Origin of the sequence: Niveibacterium terrae, assembly GCF_048213115.1 — a bacterium.
Taxonomy (GTDB): domain Bacteria; phylum Pseudomonadota; class Gammaproteobacteria; order Burkholderiales; family Rhodocyclaceae; genus Niveibacterium; species Niveibacterium terrae.
The window spans coordinates 2,017,019-2,041,201 of sequence record NZ_CP172404.1; the positions used below are offsets into that span (position 1 = coordinate 2,017,019).

The window sequence follows — 24,183 nt, forward strand, 5'->3', positions numbered from 1 at the left end:
ATCAAAGAACAAGAGGAATACGATGATCATCGAAGTCAAGGTGCCCCAGCTCTCCGAATCAGTGTCCGAAGCGACCCTGGTCAGCTGGCGCAAGAAAGAGGGCGATCGGGTCTCGCGCGACGAGAACCTGATCGATATCGAAACCGACAAGGTCGTACTGGAGATCCCGGCGCCCCAGGACGGCGTGCTGGTCAGGATCCTGCGCGGCAACGGCTCCGCGGTCGCCAGCGGCGATGTGATCGCCCAGATCGACTCCGAGGCCAAGGCTGCAGATGCGGCGGCGCAGCCCGCCACCGCGGCAAGGTCCTCCGCTTCCTCCTCCGGCCTCGGTCCAGCCGCGCGCAAGATCCTCGCCGAGAAGGGAATCGATGCAGCTCAGGTGACGGGCAGCGGCCCGGGCGGGCGGATCACCAAGGCTGATGCGCTCGCCGCGAGCGCGCCCGCCGTGCCTGTACCCCCGGCGGTACCGGTTCTGCAGCAGGTTGCCGCCTCGGTCGAGAAGGCGGTGCTGCCCCAGCCTCCGGTTCCGGCCGCGGTCGAGGCGGTGCTCGCCGACCGTCCCGAACAGCGGGTGCCGATCAGCCGGCTGCGCGCCCGGATCGCCGAGCGGCTGCTGCAGTCTCAATCCAGCAACGCGATCCTGACCACCTTCAACGAAGTGAACATGGCGCCGGTCATGGAGCTGAGGAAGAAGTATCAGGAGCGCTTCGAGAAGGAATACGGAGTACGCCTGGGCTTCATGTCTTTCTTTGTCAAGGCGGCCGTTGCGGCGCTGAAGAAGTATCCGGTGCTGAACGCGTCGATTGACGGCAACGAGATCATCTATCACGGCTACTACGACATCGGCATCGCGGTCGGCTCGCCGCGCGGCCTGGTCGTGCCCATCCTGCGCAACGCCGAGCAGATGAGCATTGCCGACATCGAGAAGAAGATCGCCGAGTTCGGAGCCAAGGCGAAGGAAGGCAAACTCGCCATCGAGGAGCTGACCGGAGGCACGTTCTCGATCTCGAACGGCGGCGTGTTTGGCTCGATGCTCTCGACGCCGATCATCAATCCGCCCCAGTCAGCGATTCTTGGCATCCACGCGACGCGCGACCGCCCCGTCGTCGAGAACGGCGAGATCGTGATTCGCCCGATCAACTATCTGGCGATGTCCTATGACCACCGGATCATCGACGGACGCGAAGCGGTGCTGGGCCTTGTCGCGATCAAGGAAGCGCTGGAAGACCCGGCGCGCCTGCTGCTGGGAATCTGAAACGGAGGACAAGATGTCTGTCAGCGACGAAGTTGCGAAACTGCATCAACTGAAGGAAGCAGGAGCGCTATCTGAGGCGGAGTTCGCCCAGGCCAAGAGCCGCTTGCTCGGCGGCGGGCCCGGGGAGGCTGGCGAGTGGCGCGTCAACGGCCTGCGCCGCTCGAAGAGCGATCGCTGGCTGGGCGGGGTCTGCGGCGGGATCGCACGGATGACCGGCGTCGAGGCCTGGATCTGGCGCCTTCTGTGGACGCTGTCGGTCTTCTGTGCCGGAGTGGGCCTTCTCGCCTACATCCTGTGCTGGATTTTCATACCGGAGGAGGAGGCCGCGTGAGCGGATCCCACCGGACAAAAGGGAGCATTTGATGGCTCAGGAATTCGATGTGCTGGTGATCGGCGGTGGCCCCGCCGGTTATGTCGCGGCAATTCGCGCCGCTCAACTGGGCTTGAAGACGGCCTGCTGCGAGTTCAGCCCCTATGCCGACCCGAAGGGCCTGCCGAGGCTGGGCGGCACCTGCCTCAATGTCGGCTGCATTCCGTCCAAGGCCTTGCTGCACTCGTCCGAGCTGTATTTCGAGGCGAGCCACGCCTTCATCATGCACGGCATCAATGCCGAAGGCGTCAGCATCGACGTCCCTTCGATGATCCGTCGCAAGGACAATATCGTCACCCAGCTGACCCAGGGCATCAAGGGCCTGTTCAAGAAGTACAAGGTCAGCTTTCTTCCCGGCAAGGGCAGCTTCGTCAGTGAGGCGGACGGGCTCTGGAAGATGAAGGTCGGCGACGACGAAGTGCTGGCCCGCAACGTGATCGTCGCGACCGGCTCGCGCCCGCGCACGCTTCCCGGCATCGATGTCGACAACGTGAACATCCTCGACAACGAGGGCGCGCTGCAGCTCGCCGAAGTGCCCAAGCGTCTGGGCGTGATCGGCGCTGGCGTGATCGGTCTGGAGATGAGCAGCGTCTGGCAGCGTCTGGGCTCGGAGGTCACGATACTCGAAGCGGCCGGCGACTTTCTCTCCGGGGCCGATGCGGCGCTTGCGAAGGAAGCCTGGAAGATTTTCACGAACAAGCAGGCTCTGAAGATCTCGCTGGGTGTGCAGATCCGCAAGGTCGAACAGGCCAAGGGCGCAATCCGCGTCGAATACGAGAACGAGGAGGGCGAGCAGATCCTCGACTGCGACAAGCTGATCGTTGCGGTCGGTCGCGTCGCGAACACCGAAGGGCTGAACGCCGCGGCGGTGGGGCTTTCGCTCGACGAGCGTGGACGCATTCTCGTCGATGATCACTGCGCGACGCGCCTGCCCCGGGTCTGGGCGGTCGGCGACGTGGTCCGCGGCCCGATGCTCGCGCACAAGGGTATGGATGAAGGCGTGATGGTCGCCGAGCGCATCGCCGGTCAGGCGGGCCATTGCAACTACGCGACGATCCCCTGGGTCATGTACACCCAGCCCGAGATCGCCTGGGTCGGCAAGACTGAGCAGGCGCTCAAGGATGAGGGGGTTCCCTTCAAGGCTGGGCAGGTTCCCTTCCTCGCGAACGGGCGGGCGCTGGGGCAGGGCGACACGAGCGGCTTCGTCAAGGTTCTCGCACACGCCGAGACCGACCAGATCCTCGGCGTCCATATCATCGGCGGCAACGCGTCCGAGATGATCGCTGAGGCGGTTTTGGCGATGGAGTTCGGTGCCTCGTCCGAGGACATCGCGCGCACGACTCACGCTCACCCGACCCTGTCGGAAGTAATGCACGAAGCTTCGCTCGCGGTCAGCAAGAGGGCGCTGCACTTCTGATCGACTCCTTCCTGCCGCACCGCAGATCTGCGCGATCCGCGGTGCGGCTGCCGTCAGCGGCGCCGGGCGTGCTAGGATCGGGCGCTAGCCCAATGCCCCCGCCATGATCGAACTCGCTTCAATATTCGCCGAAGACGGAACCCTGGCCCGTCACCTGCCTGGCTATCGCCCGCGCGCGCAACAGCTGGAGATGGCACAGTCCATCGCCGCTGCAATCCAGGGCAACCGGGTCCTCGTCGCCGAGGCGGGAACGGGGACCGGGAAGACCTACGCGTATCTGGTACCGGCCCTGCTCTCGGGCAGCAAGGTCATTCTCTCGACCGGCACCAAGACGCTCCAGGATCAGCTCTTCCACCGCGACCTGCCGGCCGTGCGCGATGCGCTCAAAAGGCCGGTCAGCATCGCGCTGCTCAAGGGCCGGGCCAACTACGTCTGCCCCTACCACCTGGAGCGCGCGCAGAGCGAAGGGCGTTTTCAGAGCCTCGAAGACGCTCAGGCCATCCATCAGATCGCGCGCTGGGCCAAACGCACCCAGACCGGCGACAAGGCCGAGTGCAACGAAGTACCCGAGGACTCGATGGCCTGGCTTTCGGCGACCTCGACGCGCGAGAACTGTCTGGGGCAGGACTGCCCCCACGTCAAGGATTGTTTCGTGCTGGCTGCACGGCGCACAGCCCAGGAATCCGAGGTCGTCGTCGTCAATCACCATCTGTTCTTCGCCGACGTGATGCTGCGCGATGAAGGGCTGGCCGAGCTGCTGCCGACCTGCAACACGGTGATCTTCGACGAGGCGCACCAATTGCCCGAGACCGCGAGCCTTTTCTTTGGCGAGAGCGTCTCGACCGGACAGCTGCTCGATCTTGCGCGCGACACCCGCGCCGAAGCGATGGTCGGCGCGAAGGATTTCATGCCGTTGCAGGACGCGACGCGCAGTCTGGAGAAGGCGGCGCGCGATCTCAGGCTCGCGCTGCCGGGCGAGAACCTGAGGTTGGGCGCAGCCCAGCTCGACGAGCTCGTCGGACTCGCCCCGGCGCTGGGTCGGCTGGAGGACGAGATGACCCGCTTCGTTGCGCTGCTGGAGAGCCAGGCAGAGCGCTCGGAAGGGCTGCAGCGCTGCTGGGAGCGTTCGACCGAGCTCGCCGACCGACTCGCGCGCTGGCGCCTGCCACCCGGGCCCGAGATCGTCCGCTGGGCCGAGCTCTACAGCCAGTCGGCTTCGTTGAACGCGACGCCTCTGCATGTCGCGGGCTTGTTCCGCAAGCAGATAGAAGGGTGCGCGCGGGCCTGGATCTTCACATCGGCGACTCTGGCGGTCGGTCGCGATTTTCGCCATTACTGCGCCGAGCTGGGCCTTGATGCTCTCGATCCCCCGCCCGAGACCGCGCTGTGGGGTAGCCCCTTCCACTACGCCGAGCAAGCTCTGCTCTATGCGCCCTCGGGCATGCCCGACCCGAACAGCCGCGACTACATCGATGCAGTCGTCGAGGCGGCCTGGCCGGCGATCTGTGCCGCGAAGGGCCGGGCCTTCGTTTTGTGCACCTCGCTGCGCGCGATGCAGCGCATCCATGCCGAGCTGCAGAGCCGCGTCGAGCGCGACGGACTCGGCTTTCCGATGCTGCTGCAGGGGCAGGGCTCGCGCACCGAGCTGCTCGAACGCTTTCGCCGCCTCGGCAATGCGATCCTCGTCGCGAGCCAGAGCTTCTGGGAAGGCGTCGATGTGCCGGGCGATGCGCTCTCGCTGGTCGTCATCGACAAGCTGCCTTTCGCGCCGCCCGACGATCCGTTGCTCGCAGCCCGGATCGCCGCGATGCGCGAGGAGGGGCGCAATCCATTCATGGAATACCAGCTTCCCCGTGCGGTCATCAACGTCAAGCAGGGAGCGGGGCGCTTGATCCGCAGCGAACACGACCGCGGCGTGCTGATGATCTGCGACCCGCGGATGATCGAGAAGCCCTATGGCCGCCGAGTCTGGCAGAGCCTGCCGCCGATGAAGCGAACCCGCTCGCGCGAAGAGGTGATCGCTTTTCTCGCTGCGCTGCCGCCGCCGGGCGGCGAGGGCTGAACGCGGACAAAAAAAGCGGCCCGAGGGCCGCTTTTTCTGATGCGTATCGCTTACTGAACCTTGGACTTCTTCATCAGCTCGGCGATGTGCTTCTCGATCGCTTGCTGCTGCATCCGTTGCTTCAGTTGCGGCTTGACCTGATCGAACGGAGGAGGCGTCGCATCGCGGACGTCGTCGAGTTCGATCACATGGTAGCCATACTCGCTCTTGACCGGAGTGGTCGTGTACTTGCCCTTTTCGAGCTTGACCATCGCTTCGGAGAAAGGCTTCACATAGGCATCGGTCGAATTCCAGCCCAGATCGCCACCGTTGGCAGCCGATCCGGTGTCCTTCGATTCCTTCGCGAGGTCGGCGAACTTGGCGCCGCCCTTGAGCTTGGCGATGATCGCCTTGGCGCTCTCTTCCTTGTCGACCAGGATGTGGCGAACCTTGTATTCGCGCTTGGCGTTCTTCGCGACCAGCTTCTGGTATTCCTTCTTGATGTCCGCGTCGGTGACCGGGTGGGCCTTGACGAAGGTATCGATATAGGAACCGACCAGCGCGGTCTGGCGCAGCATGTCGACGCGGGTCTGGAAGCCGGGCTTCTTGTCCAGGCCCAGCTTGCGGGCTTCCTGAGCCATCACTTCGCGGCGGACCAGCTCTTCGCGGATCGCCTTTTGCACTTCGGCATTGTTCGGCGCGCCACGGGCAACCTGGTCTTCGAGGAAGACGTCATAGACGGCCTTGGGGATGGCCTGACCATTGACGGTGGCCAGCACGCCGTTTTTCGCAACCGGAGCAGCCTTGGGGGCTGCCTTGTCGGCCGCGAACGCCGCACAGGACAGCGCGGCGGCGAGAATACCGACGAGCAGTCGGCTGGAGCGGATTTTCATGTAAAACCTCTGGGTTGAGATGAGGAAGACTCTCTCGCCGGAACTCAGTGCGCGGACTCGTCCGGGCTGAGCGCCTCTATGGCTAGAGCATGGATTCTATGTGCCATCAGGCTTGCAAGTGTGTCATAAACCACGCGATGGCGCGCGACGCGGTTCATTCCGGAGAAGTGCGCGGACACGATCCTCAGCCGGTAATGACCACCTCCGGAAGCGCCCCGATGCCCTGCATGGCGGCCGCTGTCGTCGGTAATCTCGACGCTGAGCGGGGCCAGAACGGCCAGCGCGGTCCGGATCTCGTCGGCGATTCCGGACATCAGGGAAAGACTTTCTTGAAGGGCTGGACGCGCGTCTCGGCGAACACGCCATGCTCGACATAGGGGTCGGCCGCGAGCCAAGCTTGGGCCTCGGCGAGCGAAGCGAACTCGGCGACGACGAGGCTGCCGGTGAAGCCGGCCGGACCGGGATCAGGGCTGTCCACGGCCGGCAGAGGGCCGGCGAGCACCAGACGACCCGCGTCGAGCAGCGCCTTGAGGCGGGCCAGGTGCGCATCGCGAACCGCCATCCGGGTCGCCAGCGTGCCGGGTTGATCCGTTCCGGTCAGAGCATAGAGCATCACTTCTTGTCCTCTTCGATGTAGCGGGACAGGAACAGGCTTTGCGCGATCACGAAGACCAGCATCAGGCCAATTCCCCCGAAAGCCTTGAAATTGACCCAGGTGGCCTCCGAAAACTGGTAGGCAATGACCAGATTCAGCGCGCCCATCGCGGTGAAGAAACCTATCCACGACCAGGTCAGCCGGGTCCATACCGGGGCCGGCAGTTCGAGCTGGGTGCCGAGCATGCTGCGCAGCGGATTGCGGCCGAACAGCGTCAGGCTGACCGTGATGCCGGCTGCCATGCCCCAGTACAGCACGGTCGGCTTCCATTTGATGAAGGTCGGGTTGTGCAGGAACAGGGTCAGCGAGCCGAAGATCACGACGACGGCCAGTGTGAACCACATCATCGGTTCGATCTTCTTGCGGATGAAGTAGGCCCACGCAAACTGAAGAACCGTCGCGGCGATCGCCACCTTGGTCGCCGTGTAGATGTCGGAGAAGCGGTAGGCGATAAAGAAGAGCAGAACCGGGAACAGGTCGAAGAAGATTTTCATGAGGGATGATTATAGCGAGGAGAGCGGAAGGACGAGGCTTGCGGCAAGCCCGCCGCCTTCGCGGGGCAGCAGTTCGAGGCGGCCGCCGTGCGCGCGGGCGATCCGGTCGACGATCGCAAGGCCCAGACCGGAGCCGCTCGCATCGGTGCGCGCGGCTTCCAGTCGGGTGAAGGGACGCTTGAGGCGTTCAACCTCGGAGGGCGGGATGCCCGGCCCGCGATCGAGCACGGCGAGGCGCGCAAACCCGTTCTCGCGGCTCACCGTGACATCGATATTCTGCTCTCGCCCGGCATAGCGCAATGCGTTGTCGATCAGGTTCGAGAGCGCGCGGCGCAGCGCTTTCTGGCGTCCCGCATAGGCGAGCTTCGCGGGGCGGCTCAAGAGCGTGACCGGCAGGCCGCGGCGGATATAGTCGCCGACCAGATCGTCGGCGAGCACGGCCAGATCCATCGCTCCGGCCTTCTCTTCGGAGTCGCCGCGGGCAAAATCGAGGAACTGGGAGATGATCGCCCCCATCTCCTCGATGTCGGTGGACATCGCCTCGACTTCCTCGGGCGGAGCGCCACTCATCTCGACGCCCAGGCGCAGCCTCGCCAGAGGCGTTCTCAGGTCGTGCGAGACGCCGGCCAGCACCAGCGCCCGATCCGATTCGAGCTGGGCGAGATCGCGCGACATCTGGTTGAAGGCGCGACCGACTTCGGCGAGCTCGACGGGCCCGCTCTCGGGCAGGGGGTCGTGTACGCCCCCCCGGCCGACGGTCCGGGCCGCTTGGGCGAGCTGAGCGAGCGGGCGTGCGATATGGCGCACAGTCATGAAGGCGCCGATCAGCGCGAGCAGCAGCGCCGCGCTGGCCCAGCCTAGCCATTCGGCGGTACGTCCGTGCTGGATCTTGGCGCGCGGCAGCATGACCCAGAACATGTTGCTGCTGTCGTCGGGGTCAAGCAGGAAACTGACCCAGATCCCTTCAACGCCTTCGCGCGCCGAAGCGAGCAGCGTGTCCGGACCGAGGTGCTTTTTGACCTCGGCTTCGAGTTCGCGCATCAGCGGCGTGTCGGGGAGCGGCTTGAGCCGATCGCCCGGCTCGGCCGGGTAGATCCTGAGTCCTTCCTGAACGGTCAGGTCGCGCAGCAGCGCCTGCCTGAGCAAGGGGTCGGCGTTGACGACCGCCGCCCGCGTCAGGTTCACGACGCTGACCAGCATTTGCGCGGTCTGGCGCGCGCGGGGCCGCTCTTCAAAGCGCGTGAAGATCTGGAACCAGGCGGCCAGAGACAGGCCGATCAGCAGTGCGATCAGCGCAAAAGTGCGCCAGAGCAGACTGCGTGGAGCGATGGTGATCCGCACTCAGGAAGCCGTTGCCTGTCCGTCGGGGACGAAAACGTAGCCAAAGCCCCAGACAGTCTGGATGTAGCGGGGCCGCGACGGTTCTTCCTCGACGAGTTTACGCAGGCGGGAGACCTGGACGTCGATCGAACGGTCAAAAGCGTCGTACTCGCGACCGCGAGCGAGCTCCATCAGCTTGTCGCGCGACAGTGGCTGGCGCGGATGCTGGAGCAAGACCTTGAGCAGCGCGAACTCCCCGGTGGTCAGCGCCTGTTCGACCGAGTCGCGGCACAGCGTCCGGGTCGCGAGGTTGACCGTGACCTGACCGAAGCTGACGACTTCATCGGCAGCGGCCGGCGCGCCGGGGGGCGTGCGCGGTTTGCGGCGCAGCACCGCATGGATGCGCGCGACCAGTTCGCGCGGATTGAATGGCTTGGGCAGATAGTCGTCCGCCCCCATCTCCAGGCCGACGATCCGGTCGACTTCGTCGCCCTTCGCGGTCAGCATGATGATGGGCAGATCGCTGTTCGCCCCCCTGAGCCGGCGGCAGATCGACAAACCGTCCTCACCGGGAAGCATCAGGTCGAGAACCAGAAGGTCGGCGTGCTCGCGGGTCAGAGCCCGGTCCATCGCAGTCGCGTCGGCGACGGCCTTGACGCCAAAGCCCTGCTCTTCGAGATAGCGTTCGAGCAGGTTGCGCAGGCGGGCGTCGTCATCGACGATCAGGATGCGGTAACGTTCCTTGTTTTCCATGACCGCCATCCTATCGGGTCGCGGGCGAGACGACCAGATCCCTCGCGGTAAGCGTTCGTTACGGTGTTCCGGCTGCGTAACCATTGCTTACAAGACCGCGCCCAGCTCACACATATGATTTACCCCGTTTTTGGAACATCGCTGCCAGCGAAGAGATTCTTTGCGCCGACGCTTGAGGAAACACCATGAAGTTCTCCCGCCACGAAGTCAGAACCCTGTCGCTCGCCGCCACGGTGTTCGCTGTGGTGGCCTCATCTTCCGCCCTGGCCGCCGGAATGCGCATCCTGCCTCAGCGGGACACCCATCCGGATCCCGCCGAGGAACGCCGGGACGAACCCAAGTTGCGCCACCAGGAGCGCCATGGCTTGCGCGAAGAACTCCGCCAGAGCCAGAGAGAGGGACTCACCCCCGCCGTGGGCTTCGATTCCGGGTACGAATCGCGCGCCCCGCGGCGAATGTCGCCTGAAGAGCGGCGCCAGCTGCGCCGTGAAATCAACGACGCTGCCCACAAGCTTTACGGCGAACGCTGACTCGCGCTTGACCGCTATCAAGAGCGCTCCACGGCGCTGCGCGTAAGTTCTGTCGCGACAGCGCGGCATTTCCCTGTCCGACTGTGGCCGCGCGGAATGAGTGGGAGCTAGCGATATGCTTACCAAAACCGCTGTCGATGCGCTGGAAAAGCGTCGCTCGGCCCTTCGCCTGGGCGGGGGGGCTGACAAACTGGCTGCCCGGCACGAAAAGGGGCAGCTCGGAGCGCGCGAGCGGCTCGATAAACTCTTCTCTGCCGGGACCTTCCAGGAGACGGGCGCGCATGTGCGCCACAGTGCGACTTCGTTCGGACTGTCCGGACGGGAATTCCCTGCCGACGGAGTCATCACCGGCACCGGCTTCATCGGCAACCTTCAGGTCGCCGCGTTCAGCCAGGACTTCACGGTCTGCGCCGGAACCCTGGGCAAGGCGCACGCCGAAAAAATCTCGCGCCTGATGAAGTATGTGCAGAACCTGGGCATTCCGCTGATCGCATTCCAGGATTCGGGCGGTGCGCGGATCCAGGAGGGCGTCGATGCGCTGTCCGGCTATGGCGACGTGTTCTATGCGAACGTGCTGCTCTCCGGCGTCGTGCCGCAGATCGCCGCGGTCCTCGGCCCCTGCGCGGGCGGCGCGGCTTACTCGCCTGCGCTGATGGACTTCGTCGTGATGACGCGCAGCAACGCGCAGATGTTCATCACCGGTCCCGAAGTGATCAAGGCGGTGACCGGGCGGGCAACGACGATGGACGAGGTCGGCGGCGCCCAGATGCATGCAAGCGTCAGCGGCAACGTGCACTTCATTGCCGAGGATGACGAGGACGCAATCGGGATCATCAAGCGCCTGCTCTCCTATCTTCCCGCCAACAACACCGAGGATCCTCCGCACCGGCTGGACCCGGATATCGACCTCTCGCTCGATGAGGGCATGGCGGCGCTGATTCCCGACGATCCCGGCGAGCCTTTCGATATTCACACGGTCATCGCGCGGCTCGTCGATGGTGGCGATTTCCTTGAAGTTCATGCGAGCTTCGCGCTGAACCTGGTTGTCGGTTTCGCGCGCATCGCCGGAGTCGTCGTCGGCATCGTCGCGAACCAGCCTTCGGTGATGGCCGGAGCTCTGGACATCAACGCCTCCGACAAGGCCTCGCGCTTCATCCGTTTCTGCAATGCATTCAACATTCCGCTGCTGACCCTGGTCGATGTCCCGGGCTTTCTGCCCGGAGTTGATCAGGAGCGGGGCGCGATCATCCGGCACGGCGCGAAGCTGCTCTTCGCCTATGCGTCCTGCACGACGCCGAAGATCACGGTCGTTCTGCGCAAGGCTTACGGAGGGTCTTATCTCGCGATGTGCAGCCAGGAGATGGGGGCCGACATGGTTTTCGCCTGGCCTTGCGCCGAAATCGCGGTGATGGGAGCTGAAGCGGCGGTTTCGCTGCTCTACCGGCGCGAGATCGAACAGGCCGAGGACAAGAAGGCGAAGATAGCCGAACTCGCCCAGGGCTATCGTGACGAGTTCGCATCCCCCTATGTTTCAGCCGGGAAGGGTTACATCACCGACGTGATCCAGCCCGGCGAGACCCGGGCGGCCTTGCGCCTCGCTTTCCGCAAAACGCTCGCAAAGCGCGAACGGCGGCCCGCGAAGAAGCACGGCAACATCCCGCTCTGAGGCCGCGATGGAAACGATCTTCTCAGGCCCGCTTGGCGCTCTTCTGCTCGCCGCGCTGCTCGGCACGGCCGCGGTGCTCTATTTCCTGCGCAAGAACGCGCCGCGCCTGGAGCCGGCTCGCGCCGCGCCCGCCCGCTTCGCGGGCGTTCCGCCCGAGCACGTCGCGGCGATCGCCGCCGCGCTCGCGGCCCTGCCGGGCCGGCGGCGCATCGTCCATATCGAAGTCCAGCGTGGTACGCGCAACTGGAGCGGGCAGGCGAGACTGGATCATCACTCCCATTCGATTGACAAGTACCGGCGCGGCGCAAGCTGGTGAGCCACCCCCTCCGAGGAAACGATCATGGAACGCAGATACCGCATCACCGTCGATGGACACCCCTATACCGTGACCGTCGAGGAACTCGGCGGAACTGCTGCACCTCACCCGGCTGACGCGCCGCGTTCGCCCCGCAGCGAAGCTCCGGCTCAGGCGCCCGCACCTGCGCCCGTCGCGGCAGCCCCTGTGCCCGCCGCGGCACCCGGTGCGGTGGTCAGCAGCCTCGGTGGCGTCGTCGAAAAGATCCACGTCGCGGTTGGCGACGCGGTCGCGGTTGGCGACACGCTGATCACGATCGAAGCGATGAAGATGAAGAACGCGATCGTCGCGCCGAGCGCGGGGGTCGTCGGCACGATCAGCGTCGCGGTCGGCGAGACCGTGGACTCGGGGCAGATTCTTCTGACTCTGGCCTGAAGGAGAGAGATTCGGCAGCTCGGTTCAAAAACCAGGGAGGCATCATGACGTCCGGCAGGCTTTGCGATATCCGTAACCTTGCTCTGGTGGGTGCTTCTGGAGCGGGAAAAACCACCTTGCTCGAATCCCTGCTCGTCGCCGCGGGGGCGATCGGCAGCGCCGGCTCAGTCGAAAAAGGGACGACAGTCAGCGATTACGATCCGCTCGAAAAGACGCTCGGACATTCGCTGAACACTTCGGTCTGTCACCTCGACTGGGCGGAGTGCGCGGTCAATCTTCTCGATACCCCGGGAACCCCTGATCTTCTTGGTCGGGCGCAGAGCGCGCTGGACGCGGTCGAGACCACGCTGGTCTGCGTGCGCGCCAGCGGCGGTGTCGGAACGCTGACCCGGCGGGTCATGGAAGAGGCGAACGGCCTGTGCCGGATGATGGTCGTGACCGGAATCGATGTTCCGGGCGTCGATCTCGCGGCGCTCGTCGGCCGCTTCGCCGAGATCTTCGGCAAGGTCTGCCTGCCGATCAATCTGCCGACTCCGGATCTCTCTGGTGTCGTCGACTGCTTCTTCGCACCCGACCCCGATGCCGAGACGGCTTTCTCGTCGGTGCGCGCCGCCCACGAAGCGCTGATCGACCAGGTCGTCGAACTCGACGAGGAGTTGATGACGGTCTATCTGGAGCAGGGGGAGTCGCTGACACCCGAACAGCTCCACGCACCGTTCGAGAAGGCGCTGCGCGAAGGGCACCTGATACCGGTCTGCTTTACCTCGGCGCGCTCGGGTTCCGGCGTGCGCGAACTGCTGGAGCTGATCGCGAAGCTGATGCCCAGCCCCGAAGAGGGCAATCCCGCGCACTTTCTGCGCGGCGAAGGCGAGGGGGCCGAGGATCTTGTCGCCTCCCCGGATCCTGCTGCCCACCTCGTGGCCCATGTGTTCCAGATCGCCAATGACGCCTATCGCGGCAAGCTCGCGATCTTCCGTATCCACCAGGGAACGCTGCGCGCGGGTTCCCAGATCTTCGTCGGCGATGCGCGCAAGACGGTCAAGGTCGCGCATCTGCTCAGACTTCAGGGCAGGAACCAGCAGGAAGTTTCCTCCGCCGGGCCGGGCGAGATCTGCGCACTGGCCCGAATCGAAGAAATCCACCGCGACGCGGTGCTGCACGATTCGCACGACGAGGATCTGCTGCATCGCGCGCCGCGCGTCTTTCCTCAGCCCGTTGCCGGTCTGGCGCTGCGGCCGACCAAGCTCGGCGACGAGCAGAAGCTCGCCGATGCGCTCGGACAACTGTGCGAGGAGGATCCCTGTCTCGCCGTCGAATACGATATCCAGGGCAAGCAGACCGTGGTTCGCGCCATGGGGCAGCCGCACCTGAAGATCCTCTGCGAGGCGCTGAGCCAGCGTTGGGGGCTCAAGCTCGACACTGCGCCTCCCGCCGTTCCCTATCGCGAGACGATAGGCGCAGTGGGGCAGGCGCGCTATCGGCACAAGAAGCAGAGCGGGGGGGCCGGACAGTTCGGCGAGGTCGAGCTCAGGGTCGAGCCGCTTGCCCGCGGTTCGGGCTTCGAATTCGTCGATCAGGTCAAGGGAGGCACGATTCCCGGCCAGTTCATGCCCGCGGTCGAGAAGGGCGTGCGCCAGGCGCTCGCGGAAGGCGCGCTGGCCGGCTTCCCGATCCAGGATCTGCGCGTCGTGGTTCTGGACGGCAAGCACCATGCGGTCGATTCGAACGAAGTCTCCTTCGTCAGCGCTGCGCGGCACGCGGTGCTCGAAGCGATCGCGCTGAGCCGGCCGCAGCTGCTCGAACCCTATGTAACGGCTCTGGTCCGGACCCGGGACGGGATGTTCGGCAGCGTCTCGGGCGAAATATCGGCGCGCCGGGGGCGTTTGCTGGGCACCGACAGCCCTCAGGCGGGCTGGACCGAGATCAACGCCCAGCTGCCTCTTGCCGAGATGGACGGCTTCGAAGCCCGGATCAAGTCTCTGCTGGCCGGAGATTGCGGTCTGACGGTCAGCTTCAGCCACTACGAGAACGCCCCGCTCGACATTCAATCGCGGCTGGCCAGGGCCTGGGAGGTGGGGGAGCAGTAGCCGGCCTGGACAGTGTAGGATCGCGTGCTCACATATCCGGCTGATCGTGATGGCGCGAATCGTCCCCGATAACTGGCGCAGACTCATCGCGGGGGCTGGCCCGCAACAGGCGCGCAAGCTCGATACGCTTGCCGCTCTGGCGGGCCTGCCCGAAGGCTTCACCGTCTATCACGATGTGCAGTGGAGCGGCGATGAGGGGGCGAGGCGGCGGTTCGGCAGCGTTGATTTCGCGGTCGTCTCGCCTCGGGGGGCCGTACTGCTGATCGAGCAGCACGGAGGTTACCTCGTCGAAGAGAACTCAGGCCTGATCCGCAGGGGCCGCCACCTCACCGAGATTGCGCACGGTCTGGGACGCAGCGCCGCTGCGATTAGCGCGGGCCTGCCCGGCGCTGTGCTCGATGTGCTGCTCTATCTGCCCGATTACACGGTGATGGATCGCGCGAGCGTAGCGATTGACGCGGCGGCCATCCTCGATGCGAGCTCTGCGCAGAGCCTGCCCGAATGGGTGAGTCGCCGCCTCGCCAAGCTCGATACCGGGATCACCGTGGAGCGCGAGCGCGCAGCCACGGTCAATCGCTATTTTTCGGACTCCCTTCGCCTCGTCGTCGATATCGGCAGCCAGATCGGATCGGCCGAGAAGCTGTACACGCGGCTCTCCGGTGGTTTGGCCGAATGGGCGCGGCGCATCCAGGTCGAACCGCATCGGGTGCGGATTTCGGCGACTGCCGGCTCGGGCAAGACCCAGCTCGCGCTGAGCCTGTTCGAGGAGGCGATCCGCGAGGGACGGCGAGTGATCTTCGTCTGCTTCAACCGCCCGCTGGCCGATCACTTCGCGCGCCTGGCGCCCGAGGGCGGCCTCGTCGCCTCCTACCTGCAGCTGTGCAACCGGATGGTGCGCAGCACGGGCCTGCGTCCGGATTTCTCCGAACCTGACGCTTTCGAGCGGATCGCCCAGGCCTTCGCGGCGATGGCCGTTCCCGAGGAGTTCCGGGTCGATGAGCTGATCGTCGACGAGGGCCAGGATTTCTCGGCACCGTGGCGCGATGCGCTGATGCGGCTGCTCATGCCGCATGGGCGTGCGTGGTGGCTAGAGGATGGTGGGCAGAACCTCTATGGGCGCGAGCCCGTGCCGCTGCCGGGCTGGGTCACGTTGACTTCTCCAGTCAACTATCGCAGCCCCGGTGAGATCGTTACTCTGCTGAACCGGCTCAGACCCGAGGCGAGGATTGAGGCGGGCAGTCCGGTCGAAGGCCAGAAAGTCTCGCTGTTCCGCTACCGCGGTCGCGATGAGTTGCTCGATCAGACGCGGCGCGCGGTGACCGAAGCGATCGGCCTGGGCTTTTCCCGGGAGCAGATCGTTATCCTGAGTTTTCGCGGGCGGGAACGATCGCTGCTCGCGCCCCTCGACCGGCTCGGGCCGATCGCGCTGCGTCACTTCTCGGGAGGCTATGATGCAGAGGGCAATCCGCTGTACACGGCGGGCGAAGTGCTGTGCGAGACGGTCTATCGCTTCAAGGGGCAGAGCGCGCCCTGCGTGATCCTGACCGAAATCGATGCGCCGGCTCTGGATGAAGCGTGCTGGCGCAAGATTTTCGTCGGCGCGACCCGCGCAACGCTGAAGCTCTCGGTGGTCGCGAGCGGAGAACTGGCACAGATCTTTGCCCGGGCGCTCGAAAATGGACTGTAATACCGTAATACAATGTGCCGCCCGATCGGCAGGGCTTCAGGAGGTCTGACCAGCTCCGGCTGCTCAAATCCTCAAGTTGCCGCCCTTCGTGCCGTAGGTAGGAAAGACACCTGTTCTGGCAGGTGCCGGAAACGATTGGTGGAGAGCAAAGCATGTCCGAACTACTGAAGAATATCGATGAACGTACCCGCCTTGCCGGTACGAACAAGCTTGAGATCCTGCTCTTCACTCTGGGCGAAGATCAACGCACAGGGCGGCGCGAGACCTTTGGCATCAACGTGTTCAAGGTTCGCGAAGTGATGCGCACGCCTCCGATCACCGCGGCGCCCGAGATGCAGGAAGCGGTCGAGGGAATGGTCTCGCTGCGCGGGCAGCTGGTACCTGTTGTCGATCTGGCCAAATATACCGGCGTCAACAAGGACGGCAAGCGCGACATCATGATCGTGACCGAGTACAACGGCCACACCCAGGGCTTCCTGGTCGAAGCGGTCGATACGATTCTTCGCCTCGACTGGGAGCAGATGCGGGTGCCGCCCGAAATGCTCACTTCACGCCTGGGCGGACTCGTCACTTCGGTGACCGAGCTGGCCGACGACAAACTGATCATGATGCTGGACGTCGAAAAGGTTCTGTCCGAGACGACCAAGTACGACGACGAGTACATGTTCAAGGACATCCGCCCCCTCACCCGCGAGGATGCGACGGTCTTTTTTGCCGACGACTCGGTCGTTGCGCGCAAACAGATCGAACGCACGCTCAAGATCATGGGGGTGCGTGCGATCGGAACGGTCAATGGCCGGGTCGCCTGGGACGAGCTGCAGCGTATCGCAGCTCATGCCGAGATCACCGGCCGCAAGGTCAAGGATCTGGTTTCCGCGGTGCTGACCGACATCGAGATGCCCGAGATGGACGGCTACATCCTGACCAAGAAGATCAAGACGGACCCCCGTTTTGAGGGCATTCCTGTGCTGATGCACTCCTCGCTGTCGGGTATGTCGAACCAGGTGCTGGGCAAATCGGTTGGCGTCGACGCCTATGTGTCGAAGTTCGAACCCCACCGCTTGGCCGATGCGTTGCGCGCTTATATCGATCCCGTCAAGACCGTTGCCGCAGAAGAGTAAGGGAGATAGAACAAATGGAGCGCTTCGAAGGAAATCTGCTCGAAACGGTCGATGCGAGGACGAAGCTCGCGGGTTCCAACCGGATGGAAATCCTGCTGTTCTCGCTGGGAACCTCGGAGACATTCGGCATCAACGTCTTCAAGGTTCGCGAAGTCTCGAAGACCCCGTTCATCACCCGTTCGCCGAACATGCCCGCCGGAGTCGAAGGTTTGATCTCGCTGCGCGGAAATGTGATTCCGGTGCTCTCGCTCGGGCGCATCCTCGGCCTGCAAAAGCCGGGACAGGAGCTGGGCGGCTCGATGATGGTGACCGAGTACAGCAAGCGGACCCTGGGTTTTCTGGTTCATGATGTCGACCGGATCATCCGCGTCGAATGGGACAAGGTCAGGCAGCCGGAGAACGTCAGCTCCTCGGCGGCGGCCTTCATCACCGCGATCACTTCTTTGCCCGACGGGCGCCTCGTTTCCATCCTCGACGTCGAGACGATTCTGGCCAACACTTTCGGAGAGACGCCGATCGGCCAGATCACTCCGCTGGCCAAGGAAGTCGAAGCCCATGTCTTCTTCGCTGACGATTCTTCGATCGCGCGCAAGAAGATCGCTGAGGTGCTCGACAAGCTGGGCGCCCGCCACAAATATGCGATGAACGGTGCCGAAGCCTGGACCCGTCTCGAAGGTATGGCTTCCCACGCCCAGCTTCAGAAGCGCAGACTTGCCGATGAGCTGACGATGATCCTCGTCGATGCCGAGATGCCGGAGATGGACGGTTATGTGCTGACGCGCAACATCAAGGCCGACGCCCGTTTTGACGGAATTCCGGTCGTGATGCACTCTTCGCTGTCCTCGGAGGCGAACAGGGCGATGGGAAAATCAGTCGGGGTCGATGCTTACGTCGCGAAATTTGATGCCGAGGTTCTCGCCGAGACCCTCCGCCCCTATCTGATGAAATCGTACAGGGAATAACCCGGAGAATTAGATATGTCCGACCCCAAGACAAAGTTTCTCGTCGTGGATGATTTTTCGACGATGCGCCGCATCGTTCGCAACCTGCTCAAGGAATTGGGCTATACGAACGTCGATGAGGCCGAGGACGGCGCAATCGCATTGCAGAAGCTTCAGGGGGGCGGCTTCGAATTCGTCGTCACCGACTGGAACATGCCCAATATGACGGGACTTGAGCTGCTGCAGGCGATTCGCGCCAATGCCCAGCTCAAGGATCTTCCCGTGCTGATGATCACGGCGGAAGCGAAGAAAGAGAACATCATTGCCGCCGCCCAGGCGGGCGCCAGTGGCTATATCGTCAAGCCTTTCACGGCGGCGACTCTTTCCGAAAAGATCGGCAAGATTTTCGAAAAGATCGGTAAGTGATCCGTTCCCGATTGAGCGGATGGATTCAGACGCTTTGCGCGTGCAGACAGATTACGGGAGTCGGACATGGCAAATCGGCCATTGAATGACGGATCAGGCGACAACGAAGAACTTCAGGCTCTTTTCGACACCATTGCCGAGGAAGCCGCTCACCCCAAAGCCCCCGAGGCTTCGGGCGATAATGATGATTTGCAACACCTTTTTGATGAAGTCTCTTCCCAGTACGCGGGCGGCGACCAGCAGACCCTCGAAGGCGAGGCGCGCGAAGTGCCCCCCGAGCCGATGACCGCGGAAGAACGTCAGGAATCGGTGTTCAACAAGATCGGGCAGATCACGCGGATGCTGCACGACAGCCTGCGCGAGCTCGGCTACGACAGGATGCTCGAGGAGACGGCCCGGCAGATTCCGGATGCCCGCGAGCGTCTGTCCTATATCGCCACGATGACCGAGCAGGCAGCGAGCCGGGTTCTGAACGCGACCGACGTTGCGAAGCCTCTCGCCGAGAAGACCGGCTGCGCAGCCGAGGCGCTCAAAGCCCGCTGGGACAAGCTCTATGCCCGCGAACTCTCGGTTGCCGAGTTCAAGACGCTCGCCGGAGAGACGCACACTTTCCTTGGCAGCTCCGCGGCCGACAGCAAGGTCATCGATAGCCAGCTGCTCGAGATCATGATGGCTCAGGACTTCCAGGATCTGACCGGGCAGGTCATCAAGAAGATCGTCGATATGACGGCTCATCTTGAGAACGAGCTGCTGAAGGTTCTGCTCGAAGTCATCCCCGAGAACAAGCGTTCGTCCAAGAGCGATGGCCTGCTCAATGGTCCGGTGGTCAGCGGCGACGGGCGTGAAGACGTGGTCAATAATCAGGAGCAGGTCGACGATCTGCTCGAGAGTCTGGGCTTCTGAGCGGTTCATCCGCAACGGGCTGAGAAGGTTTGAAATCGACAAATGAAGCGGAGCGAGCCATGAGCGACTTTGGAGGAATGGAGGACCTGCTTCAGGACTTCCTGATCGAGGCAGGCGATCTGCTATCCGGCGTCGACAACAAGCTGGTGGATCTGGAGCGCAGCCCGGGCGATACGGGGCTGCTCAATGAGATCTTCCGGGGTTTTCACACGATCAAGGGGGGCGCGGGCTTCCTGAATGCAACCGAGCTGGTGACGCTGTGCCACCTGACCGAGAGCCTCTTCGACAAGCTGCGCAACGCCGAACTGCTGGTCACGCCGGAAATGATGGACGTGATCCTCGCCGCGACCGGATCGGTGCGCGACATGTTCGGCGAGCTCGAGCGTGGGGTTCAACCCGGAGCAGCGTCTGCCCAGCTGATCGATCTGCTCAAGCTGGCGGTGGCCGGCCAGCTGACCGCCGAGGCGGCGGCAACGCTGACGAATACTCCGGCTCCGGTGCAGGTTCCGGAGAGCGAACCCGCCGCTGAGACGAGCGCTCTGGTTCCAGTCTCTCCGGTCTTTGTTCCGCCCGAACCGATCGGCGAGGACGGCCTGGACTGGAACGCGCTCTATGAAGCCGTCGCCGGTGGCCCGCCGCTGTCTGCGGCGGCTGCGGCGCCCACCTCGGTTGCCGTCGACCCGCACGGTGTCCAGGGCAAGTCTCCCGACGAGATCATCCAGGCCGCGATCGGCCGCCGCGCATCCGACAAGCCCGGCTACAGCGGTCCGGTCGGCCGTCGCGAGAGCGAACGCCAGCGCGACAATTCGATCCGTGTCGACACTTCTCGCCTGGATCAGGTTCTGAACCTGTCGGGCGAAATCGGCCTGACCAAGAACCGGCTCAACGCGTTGCGCTCGGACATCCTGAATGGACGCTCCGACAGCGAAACGCTGCACGCGCTCGATGTCGCGGTCAGCCAGCTCGATCTTCTGGTCTCCGATTTGCAGAACGCGGTGATGAAGACGCGGATGCAGCCGATCGGACGCCTGTTCCAGAAGTATCCGCGCATCGCGCGCGACCTCGCCCGCGGTCTGGGCAAGGATGTCGAGCTGATGCTCTCCGGCGAGGAGACCGAGATCGACAAGACGATGATCGAGGATCTGTCCGATCCGATCATCCACTTGATCCGCAACGCGGTCGATCACGGCGTCGAGCTGCCGCACGAACGGGTTGCCGCCGGCAAATCCGAAAAGTCGGTGGTCAGGCTCGAAGCGCGCCAGGAAGGCGATCACATCGTCATCATCGTCGCCGACGACGGTCACGGCATGAACGCCGAGCGCCTGCGCGCCAAGGCGCTCGAGAAGCGTTTGATCACCGATGAAGAAGCGAACACGATGGACGAACGCCAGAGCTACAACCTGGTGTTCCTGCCCGGCTTCTCGACTGCGGACAAGGTCTCCGATGTGTCCGGCCGCGGCGTCGGCATGGACGTTGTGCGCACAAACATCCAGAAGCTCAACGGCACGATCGACATCCGTTCGGCCCAGGGCAAGGGAACGACTTTCACGATCTCGCTGCCTCTGACCCTGGCGATCCTGCCGGTTCTGGTCGTCCGCCTCGACGAGCAGCCCTTCGCGGTGCCGTTGTCGATGGTTCGCGAGATCCTGCCGGTCGATCCGGCCGAAGTTCAGGAGGTCGGCGGACGGGCAACGATGGTCGTGCGCGGCGAAGTGCTGCCAATCTATACGCTCTCAGGCCTGCTCGGCTGGCCACAGCAGCACCGGCCCGAGTACGGCGTGCTGATGCAGACCGGCGAGCGCAACTATGTGCTCGCAATCGACACATTCGCCGGCCGCGAGGACGCGGTGATCAAGTCGCTCGATGCCTTCCGTCCCAAGGGCGTCGCCGGGGTCACGACTCTGGCAAACGGGCAGATCGTGCTGATCCTCGACATGAAGGAACTGCTGGCCTCGTTCAGCGAACAGAGCGGTATCAGCCGCGAAGAGCTGCTTCAGCAGCGTCTGCCCAGCGCGGCTTGAGTTTTCGCAGGTCCTGAAAACCGCCCCCGGTTCGCCGGCGGGCGGTTTTTTATCTTTGCGCTCTGTTTATGCTTGAGCTTGCCACGATGGGAAGCTTCATGCTCTGTCCATCGAAATGGAGGAGGCCTGGATGAAGAATGAGACCTTGATGATCCCTGTGCGCGGCATGAGCTGTGCCTCCTGCGTGGCGAGGCTTGAAAAGGCGATCGCGGCCGTCGACGGAGTTGAGGCCGTTGCGGTGAGCCTCGCCGCGGAGCAGGCGCAAGTCGAAGCGGCGGCCCAGAGTCTGCCGGCCATCCTGGTCGCGATCCGCAAGACGGGCTTCGAGGTTCCCGAGCACGAGTTCGAGCTGAAGATCTCGGGCATGAGCTGCGCGTCCTGTGTCGCCCGCGTCGAGAAGGCGCTGAACCGTGTTCCGGGCGTCCTGGAGGCGAGCGTGAGCCTGCCGGCCGAGTCGGCGCGGGTCCGTGCGCTCGGCGCCGAGCCCGAGGCTTTGATCGCTGCGGTGGGTACGCTCGGTTTCTCGGCGAGCCTGGCCAGCGAGCAGACCGATGAGACGGACACAACCCAGCGCGAAACCCAGGAACTCGCCGCCGGCATCGCTCTGGTCCTGCCGCTTGTCCTGCCGATGCTCGCGAGTCTGAGCGGCCGCGATCTGATGCTGGCCCACTGGCTTCAGGCCCTGCTCGCGACGCTGGTCCAGTTCGCACTGGGCGCACGCTTCTACCGCTCGGCCTGGAACGCGCTGAGGGCGGGCGCCGGCAACATGGATCTGCTCGTTGCGTTGGGCACCAGCGCGGCTTACGGTTTTTCGCTGTGGCAGTGGTGGCTTCACGGCGAGCATGCCCAGCTCTACTTCGAAGCCTCGGCGGTCGTGATCGTGCTGGTCAGGCTGGGCAAATGGCTGGAAGCGCGTGCGCGGCGCCAGACGCTGTCAGCGATCCGCGCGTTGCAGGCGCTGAGGCCGGACTTCGCACGCGTCGAGCGCGAGGGACGCGTGCTCGAGCTGCCGATCGCCGAGCTGCGCCTCGGCGATCGCGTCGTGATCCTGCCCGGCGAGCGCATCGCCGTCGACGGCCGGATTCTTGACGGAGAATCCTCGGTCGATGAAGCGCTGATCTCGGGGGAGAGTCTTCCGGTCGAGAAACGGGTCGGGGACACGGTAACCGGCGGCGCGATCAACGGCGAAGGGCGGCTCGTGGTCGAAGTGCTGGCCTTGGGGGCCGAGACTGTTCTGGCCCGGATCATCAGCCTCGTCGAACATGCCCAGGCCGCGAAGGCGCCGATTCAGCACCTCGTCGACAAGGTAGCCGCAATCTTCGTTCCGGTCGTGCTGATCCTCGCGCTGCTGACGTGGCTGGGCTGGGGGCTGGCGACGGGAAACTGGGAGGCGGGGCTGATCAACGCGGTGTCCGTTCTGGTGATCGCCTGCCCCTGTGCGCTGGGGCTCGCGACGCCGGCGGCGATCATCGTCGGCACCGGTCTGGGCGCCCGCTACGCGATCCTGATCAAGGACGCCGAAGCACTGGAGCGGGCGCACCGGATTCGCGTCGTTGTCTTCGACAAGACCGGAACCCTGACTGAAGGCCATCCTCGCCTCGTCGCCAGTCACGGCGAGGGCGCGCTCGTGCTGGCCGCGGCCATCCAACGCGGCTCCAGCCATCCGCTGGCCCGTGCCTTGCTCGAAGCGGCCGAAGGCCTGGCCTTGCCAGAGCTCAGCGCCTACCAGAGCCTTCCCGGTCGAGGCATGAAGGCCGAGATGGACGGCAAGCCTCTGTTGCTCGGCAATGCCCGTTTGATGGAGGAGTGGGGGATAGGCTGCGAGGCTTTTGCTGAGGCCGCCAGAGCCCACCAAAGCGAAGGGCGCACGCTGGCCTGGCTTGCCGAAGCGAGGGCAGGCAGCGCAGCGCTGGGCCTCTTCGCGTTCGAAGACTCGCTGCGCGCGCAGGCGGCAAGCGCCGTCAGCGCGCTGCAGGAGCAGGGGATACGCGTGATCCTGTTCAGCGGAGATCATCCGGGCGCCGTTGCGCGGGTCGCGGAGCGGCTAGGCATCACCGAGTTCCGCTCCGCACTGCTCCCCGCCGAGAAGGCGGAAGGGATCGCGAAGCTGCGCGAAGGCGGGGTCTGCGTCGCGATGGTCGGCGACGGGATCAACGACGCTCCGGCGCTCGCCGCGGCGGACGTCGGGATCGCGATCGGTGGCGGCACCGACGTTGCGATGCATGCGGCCGCGATCACTCTGCTCGGCAACGATCCGCGGCGCGTCGCCTCCGCGATCTCGCTGTCGCGCCGAACCGTCGCGAAGATACGTCAGAACCTGTTCTGGGCTTTTCTGTTCAACGTGATCGGAATCGCTCTGGCCGCAGCGGGGGCACTGTCCCCGATGATCGCGGGGGCGGCGATGGCCGCCTCGTCGGTCTCGGTCGTCACGAATGCGCTGATGCTCAGGCGCTGGAAACCGAAGGAAAAATGAACATAGGCGAGGCGGCGAAGCTCTGCGGGATTTCAGCCAAGCGGATCAGGCATTACGAGGAACAAGGCCTTCTCGCCAAGGCTCCGCGCAGCGAGGCCGGCTACCGGCGCTATACGCACGATGATCTGCGTCGGCTCAATTTCATCCGCCATGCCCGGGAGCTGGGCTTTGGTCTCGAGCAGATCCGCGAGCTGCTGTCGCTGTGGGAGGACGGAGCGCGCGCGAGCCGAGAGGTCAAGGCGATTGCGCTGAGCCATATCGCTGAACTCGAACGCAAGATCACGGCAATGCAGGCGATGAAGGAGGCTTTGCTGGAGTTGGCCGACGCTTGTCAGGGCGACCAGCGCCCGGACTGCCCGATCCTGAATGCGATCGCGCAGGGCGGCTGCGCCGGGTGACG

The 24,183-nt window shown here is 64.4% G+C and carries 23 protein-coding genes; 17 read left to right on the forward strand and 6 right to left on the reverse strand.

All coding sequences use genetic code 11. From position 1 onward, the window contains the following. Nucleotides 1–22 precede the first annotated feature (22 nt). From odhB to ACHFB9_RS09305, 4 genes are all read left to right on the forward strand, one after another. The gene (gene odhB / locus ACHFB9_RS09290; RefSeq protein ID WP_417066658.1) at nt 23–1,255 is read left to right on the forward strand and encodes a 2-oxoglutarate dehydrogenase complex dihydrolipoyllysine-residue succinyltransferase; all 1,233 of its coding nucleotides are present in this window, start codon (nt 23–25) and stop codon (nt 1,253–1,255) included. A gap of 13 nt (nt 1,256–1,268) precedes the next feature. After that, the gene (locus ACHFB9_RS09295; protein WP_417066659.1) at nt 1,269–1,586 is read left to right on the forward strand and encodes a PspC domain-containing protein; all 318 of its coding nucleotides are present in this window, start codon (nt 1,269–1,271) and stop codon (nt 1,584–1,586) included. A gap of 31 nt (nt 1,587–1,617) precedes the next feature. Then, nucleotides 1,618–3,042, forward strand: coding sequence for a dihydrolipoyl dehydrogenase (lpdA, locus tag ACHFB9_RS09300; RefSeq protein WP_417066660.1), 1,425 nt, complete (start codon nt 1,618–1,620; stop codon nt 3,040–3,042). A 103-nt stretch (nt 3,043–3,145) separates the two neighbouring features. After that, nucleotides 3,146–5,104 carry an ATP-dependent DNA helicase gene (locus tag ACHFB9_RS09305; RefSeq protein ID WP_417066661.1) on the forward strand — a complete coding sequence of 653 codons (1,959 nt, stop codon included), beginning with the start codon at nt 3,146–3,148 and terminating at the stop codon, nt 5,102–5,104. Nucleotides 5,105–5,154: 50 nt separating this feature from the next. Here ACHFB9_RS09305 and ACHFB9_RS09310 read toward each other — a convergent pair whose 3' ends face one another. Genes ACHFB9_RS09310 through ompR form a run of 6 tightly spaced genes read right to left on the reverse strand, consistent with a single transcriptional unit; the run spans nt 5,155 to nt 9,198 of the window. Next, nucleotides 5,155–5,976 carry a peptidylprolyl isomerase gene (locus ACHFB9_RS09310; RefSeq protein WP_417066662.1) on the reverse strand — a complete coding sequence of 274 codons (822 nt, stop codon included), beginning with the start codon at nt 5,974–5,976 and terminating at the stop codon, nt 5,155–5,157. Nucleotides 5,977–6,020: 44 nt separating this feature from the next. Then, the gene (locus ACHFB9_RS09315) at nt 6,021–6,290 is read right to left on the reverse strand and encodes a BolA family protein (RefSeq protein WP_417066663.1); all 270 of its coding nucleotides are present in this window, start codon (nt 6,288–6,290) and stop codon (nt 6,021–6,023) included. Beyond that, nucleotides 6,290–6,589 carry a YciI family protein gene (locus tag ACHFB9_RS09320; RefSeq protein ID WP_417066664.1) on the reverse strand — a complete coding sequence of 100 codons (300 nt, stop codon included), beginning with the start codon at nt 6,587–6,589 and terminating at the stop codon, nt 6,290–6,292. The genes ACHFB9_RS09315 and ACHFB9_RS09320 overlap by 1 nt, the downstream gene beginning before the upstream one ends. Further along, the gene (locus ACHFB9_RS09325) at nt 6,589–7,125 is read right to left on the reverse strand and encodes a septation protein A (RefSeq protein WP_417066665.1); all 537 of its coding nucleotides are present in this window, start codon (nt 7,123–7,125) and stop codon (nt 6,589–6,591) included. Before ACHFB9_RS09325 ends, ACHFB9_RS09320 begins: the two co-directional genes overlap by 1 nt. Before the next feature lie 9 nt (nt 7,126–7,134). Next, complete coding sequence (locus ACHFB9_RS09330) at nt 7,135–8,466, reverse strand: ATP-binding protein (RefSeq protein ID WP_417066666.1); 1,332 nt, start codon at nt 8,464–8,466, stop codon at nt 7,135–7,137. Then, the gene (gene ompR / locus ACHFB9_RS09335) at nt 8,467–9,198 is read right to left on the reverse strand and encodes a two-component system response regulator OmpR (protein ID WP_417066667.1); all 732 of its coding nucleotides are present in this window, start codon (nt 9,196–9,198) and stop codon (nt 8,467–8,469) included. It abuts the gene before it with no gap. A 185-nt stretch (nt 9,199–9,383) separates the two neighbouring features. Between ompR and ACHFB9_RS09340 the strand changes: the two genes are divergently transcribed. The 13 genes from ACHFB9_RS09340 to cueR all read left to right on the forward strand — a co-directional run bounded on the left by ACHFB9_RS09340 (nt 9,384) and on the right by cueR (nt 24,181). Then, entirely contained in the window at nt 9,384–9,728 is a 345-nt protein-coding gene (locus tag ACHFB9_RS09340; protein WP_417066668.1) for a hypothetical protein, read from the forward strand. Nucleotides 9,729–9,843: 115 nt separating this feature from the next. Further along, the gene (locus ACHFB9_RS09345) at nt 9,844–11,394 is read left to right on the forward strand and encodes an acyl-CoA carboxylase subunit beta (protein ID WP_417066669.1); all 1,551 of its coding nucleotides are present in this window, start codon (nt 9,844–9,846) and stop codon (nt 11,392–11,394) included. A 7-nt stretch (nt 11,395–11,401) separates the two neighbouring features. After that, entirely contained in the window at nt 11,402–11,710 is a 309-nt protein-coding gene (locus tag ACHFB9_RS09350; RefSeq protein ID WP_417066670.1) for a hypothetical protein, read from the forward strand. A 24-nt stretch (nt 11,711–11,734) separates the two neighbouring features. Then, nucleotides 11,735–12,124 (forward strand): biotin/lipoyl-containing protein, encoded by a 390-nt coding sequence (locus ACHFB9_RS09355; RefSeq protein WP_417066671.1) that lies wholly within the window; start codon nt 11,735–11,737, stop codon nt 12,122–12,124. Between the two features lie 44 nt (nt 12,125–12,168). After that, nucleotides 12,169–14,211, forward strand: a complete 2,043-nt coding sequence (gene fusA, locus ACHFB9_RS09360; protein ID WP_417066672.1) for an elongation factor G — start codon at nt 12,169–12,171, stop codon at nt 14,209–14,211. A 49-nt stretch (nt 14,212–14,260) separates the two neighbouring features. Beyond that, complete coding sequence (locus tag ACHFB9_RS09365; RefSeq protein WP_417066673.1) at nt 14,261–15,898, forward strand: ATP-binding domain-containing protein; 1,638 nt, start codon at nt 14,261–14,263, stop codon at nt 15,896–15,898. A 152-nt stretch (nt 15,899–16,050) separates the two neighbouring features. Further along, on the forward strand, nt 16,051–17,019 hold the full coding sequence (locus ACHFB9_RS09370) for a chemotaxis protein (protein WP_417066674.1): 969 nt from the start codon (nt 16,051–16,053) through the stop codon (nt 17,017–17,019). 14 nt (nt 17,020–17,033) lie between these two features. After that, nucleotides 17,034–17,981 (forward strand): chemotaxis protein, encoded by a 948-nt coding sequence (locus ACHFB9_RS09375; protein WP_417066675.1) that lies wholly within the window; start codon nt 17,034–17,036, stop codon nt 17,979–17,981. A 15-nt stretch (nt 17,982–17,996) separates the two neighbouring features. Further along, complete coding sequence (cheY, locus tag ACHFB9_RS09380; protein WP_417066676.1) at nt 17,997–18,386, forward strand: chemotaxis response regulator CheY; 390 nt, start codon at nt 17,997–17,999, stop codon at nt 18,384–18,386. 66 nt (nt 18,387–18,452) lie between these two features. Further along, nucleotides 18,453–19,289, forward strand: coding sequence for a protein phosphatase CheZ (cheZ, locus tag ACHFB9_RS09385; protein ID WP_417066677.1), 837 nt, complete (start codon nt 18,453–18,455; stop codon nt 19,287–19,289). A 59-nt stretch (nt 19,290–19,348) separates the two neighbouring features. Beyond that, entirely contained in the window at nt 19,349–21,310 is a 1,962-nt protein-coding gene (locus tag ACHFB9_RS09390) for a chemotaxis protein CheA (RefSeq protein WP_417066678.1), read from the forward strand. A gap of 130 nt (nt 21,311–21,440) precedes the next feature. Next, on the forward strand, nt 21,441–23,783 hold the full coding sequence (locus tag ACHFB9_RS09395; protein ID WP_417066679.1) for a heavy metal translocating P-type ATPase: 2,343 nt from the start codon (nt 21,441–21,443) through the stop codon (nt 23,781–23,783). Continuing rightward, complete coding sequence (cueR, locus tag ACHFB9_RS09400) at nt 23,780–24,181, forward strand: Cu(I)-responsive transcriptional regulator (protein WP_417066680.1); 402 nt, start codon at nt 23,780–23,782, stop codon at nt 24,179–24,181. Before ACHFB9_RS09395 ends, cueR begins: the two co-directional genes overlap by 4 nt. Nucleotides 24,182–24,183: the final 2 nt, after the last annotated feature.

Excerpts from the sequence above, each read along its gene's own strand:
- odhB (WP_417066658.1), top strand. The coding sequence starts at position 23 with ATGATCATCGAAGTCAAGGTGCCCCAGCTCTCCGAATCAGTGTCCGAA.
- ACHFB9_RS09295 (WP_417066659.1), top strand. The coding sequence starts at position 1,269 with ATGTCTGTCAGCGACGAAGTTGCGAAACTGCATCAACTGAAGGAAGCA.
- lpdA (WP_417066660.1), top strand. The coding sequence starts at position 1,618 with ATGGCTCAGGAATTCGATGTGCTGGTGATCGGCGGTGGCCCCGCCGGT.
- ACHFB9_RS09305 (WP_417066661.1), top strand. The coding sequence starts at position 3,146 with ATGATCGAACTCGCTTCAATATTCGCCGAAGACGGAACCCTGGCCCGT.
- ACHFB9_RS09310 (WP_417066662.1), bottom strand. The coding sequence starts at position 5,976 with ATGAAAATCCGCTCCAGCCGACTGCTCGTCGGTATTCTCGCCGCCGCG.
- ACHFB9_RS09315 (WP_417066663.1), bottom strand. The coding sequence starts at position 6,290 with ATGTCCGGAATCGCCGACGAGATCCGGACCGCGCTGGCCGTTCTGGCC.
- ACHFB9_RS09320 (WP_417066664.1), bottom strand. The coding sequence starts at position 6,589 with ATGCTCTATGCTCTGACCGGAACGGATCAACCCGGCACGCTGGCGACC.
- ACHFB9_RS09325 (WP_417066665.1), bottom strand. The coding sequence starts at position 7,125 with ATGAAAATCTTCTTCGACCTGTTCCCGGTTCTGCTCTTCTTTATCGCC.
- ompR (WP_417066667.1), bottom strand. The coding sequence starts at position 9,198 with ATGGAAAACAAGGAACGTTACCGCATCCTGATCGTCGATGACGACGCC.
- ACHFB9_RS09340 (WP_417066668.1), top strand. The coding sequence starts at position 9,384 with ATGAAGTTCTCCCGCCACGAAGTCAGAACCCTGTCGCTCGCCGCCACG.
- ACHFB9_RS09345 (WP_417066669.1), top strand. The coding sequence starts at position 9,844 with ATGCTTACCAAAACCGCTGTCGATGCGCTGGAAAAGCGTCGCTCGGCC.
- ACHFB9_RS09350 (WP_417066670.1), top strand. The coding sequence starts at position 11,402 with ATGGAAACGATCTTCTCAGGCCCGCTTGGCGCTCTTCTGCTCGCCGCG.
- ACHFB9_RS09355 (WP_417066671.1), top strand. The coding sequence starts at position 11,735 with ATGGAACGCAGATACCGCATCACCGTCGATGGACACCCCTATACCGTG.
- fusA (WP_417066672.1), top strand. The coding sequence starts at position 12,169 with ATGACGTCCGGCAGGCTTTGCGATATCCGTAACCTTGCTCTGGTGGGT.
- ACHFB9_RS09365 (WP_417066673.1), top strand. The coding sequence starts at position 14,261 with ATGGCGCGAATCGTCCCCGATAACTGGCGCAGACTCATCGCGGGGGCT.
- ACHFB9_RS09370 (WP_417066674.1), top strand. The coding sequence starts at position 16,051 with ATGTCCGAACTACTGAAGAATATCGATGAACGTACCCGCCTTGCCGGT.
- ACHFB9_RS09375 (WP_417066675.1), top strand. The coding sequence starts at position 17,034 with ATGGAGCGCTTCGAAGGAAATCTGCTCGAAACGGTCGATGCGAGGACG.
- cheY (WP_417066676.1), top strand. The coding sequence starts at position 17,997 with ATGTCCGACCCCAAGACAAAGTTTCTCGTCGTGGATGATTTTTCGACG.
- cheZ (WP_417066677.1), top strand. The coding sequence starts at position 18,453 with ATGGCAAATCGGCCATTGAATGACGGATCAGGCGACAACGAAGAACTT.
- ACHFB9_RS09390 (WP_417066678.1), top strand. The coding sequence starts at position 19,349 with ATGAGCGACTTTGGAGGAATGGAGGACCTGCTTCAGGACTTCCTGATC.
- ACHFB9_RS09395 (WP_417066679.1), top strand. The coding sequence starts at position 21,441 with ATGAAGAATGAGACCTTGATGATCCCTGTGCGCGGCATGAGCTGTGCC.
- cueR (WP_417066680.1), top strand. The coding sequence starts at position 23,780 with ATGAACATAGGCGAGGCGGCGAAGCTCTGCGGGATTTCAGCCAAGCGG.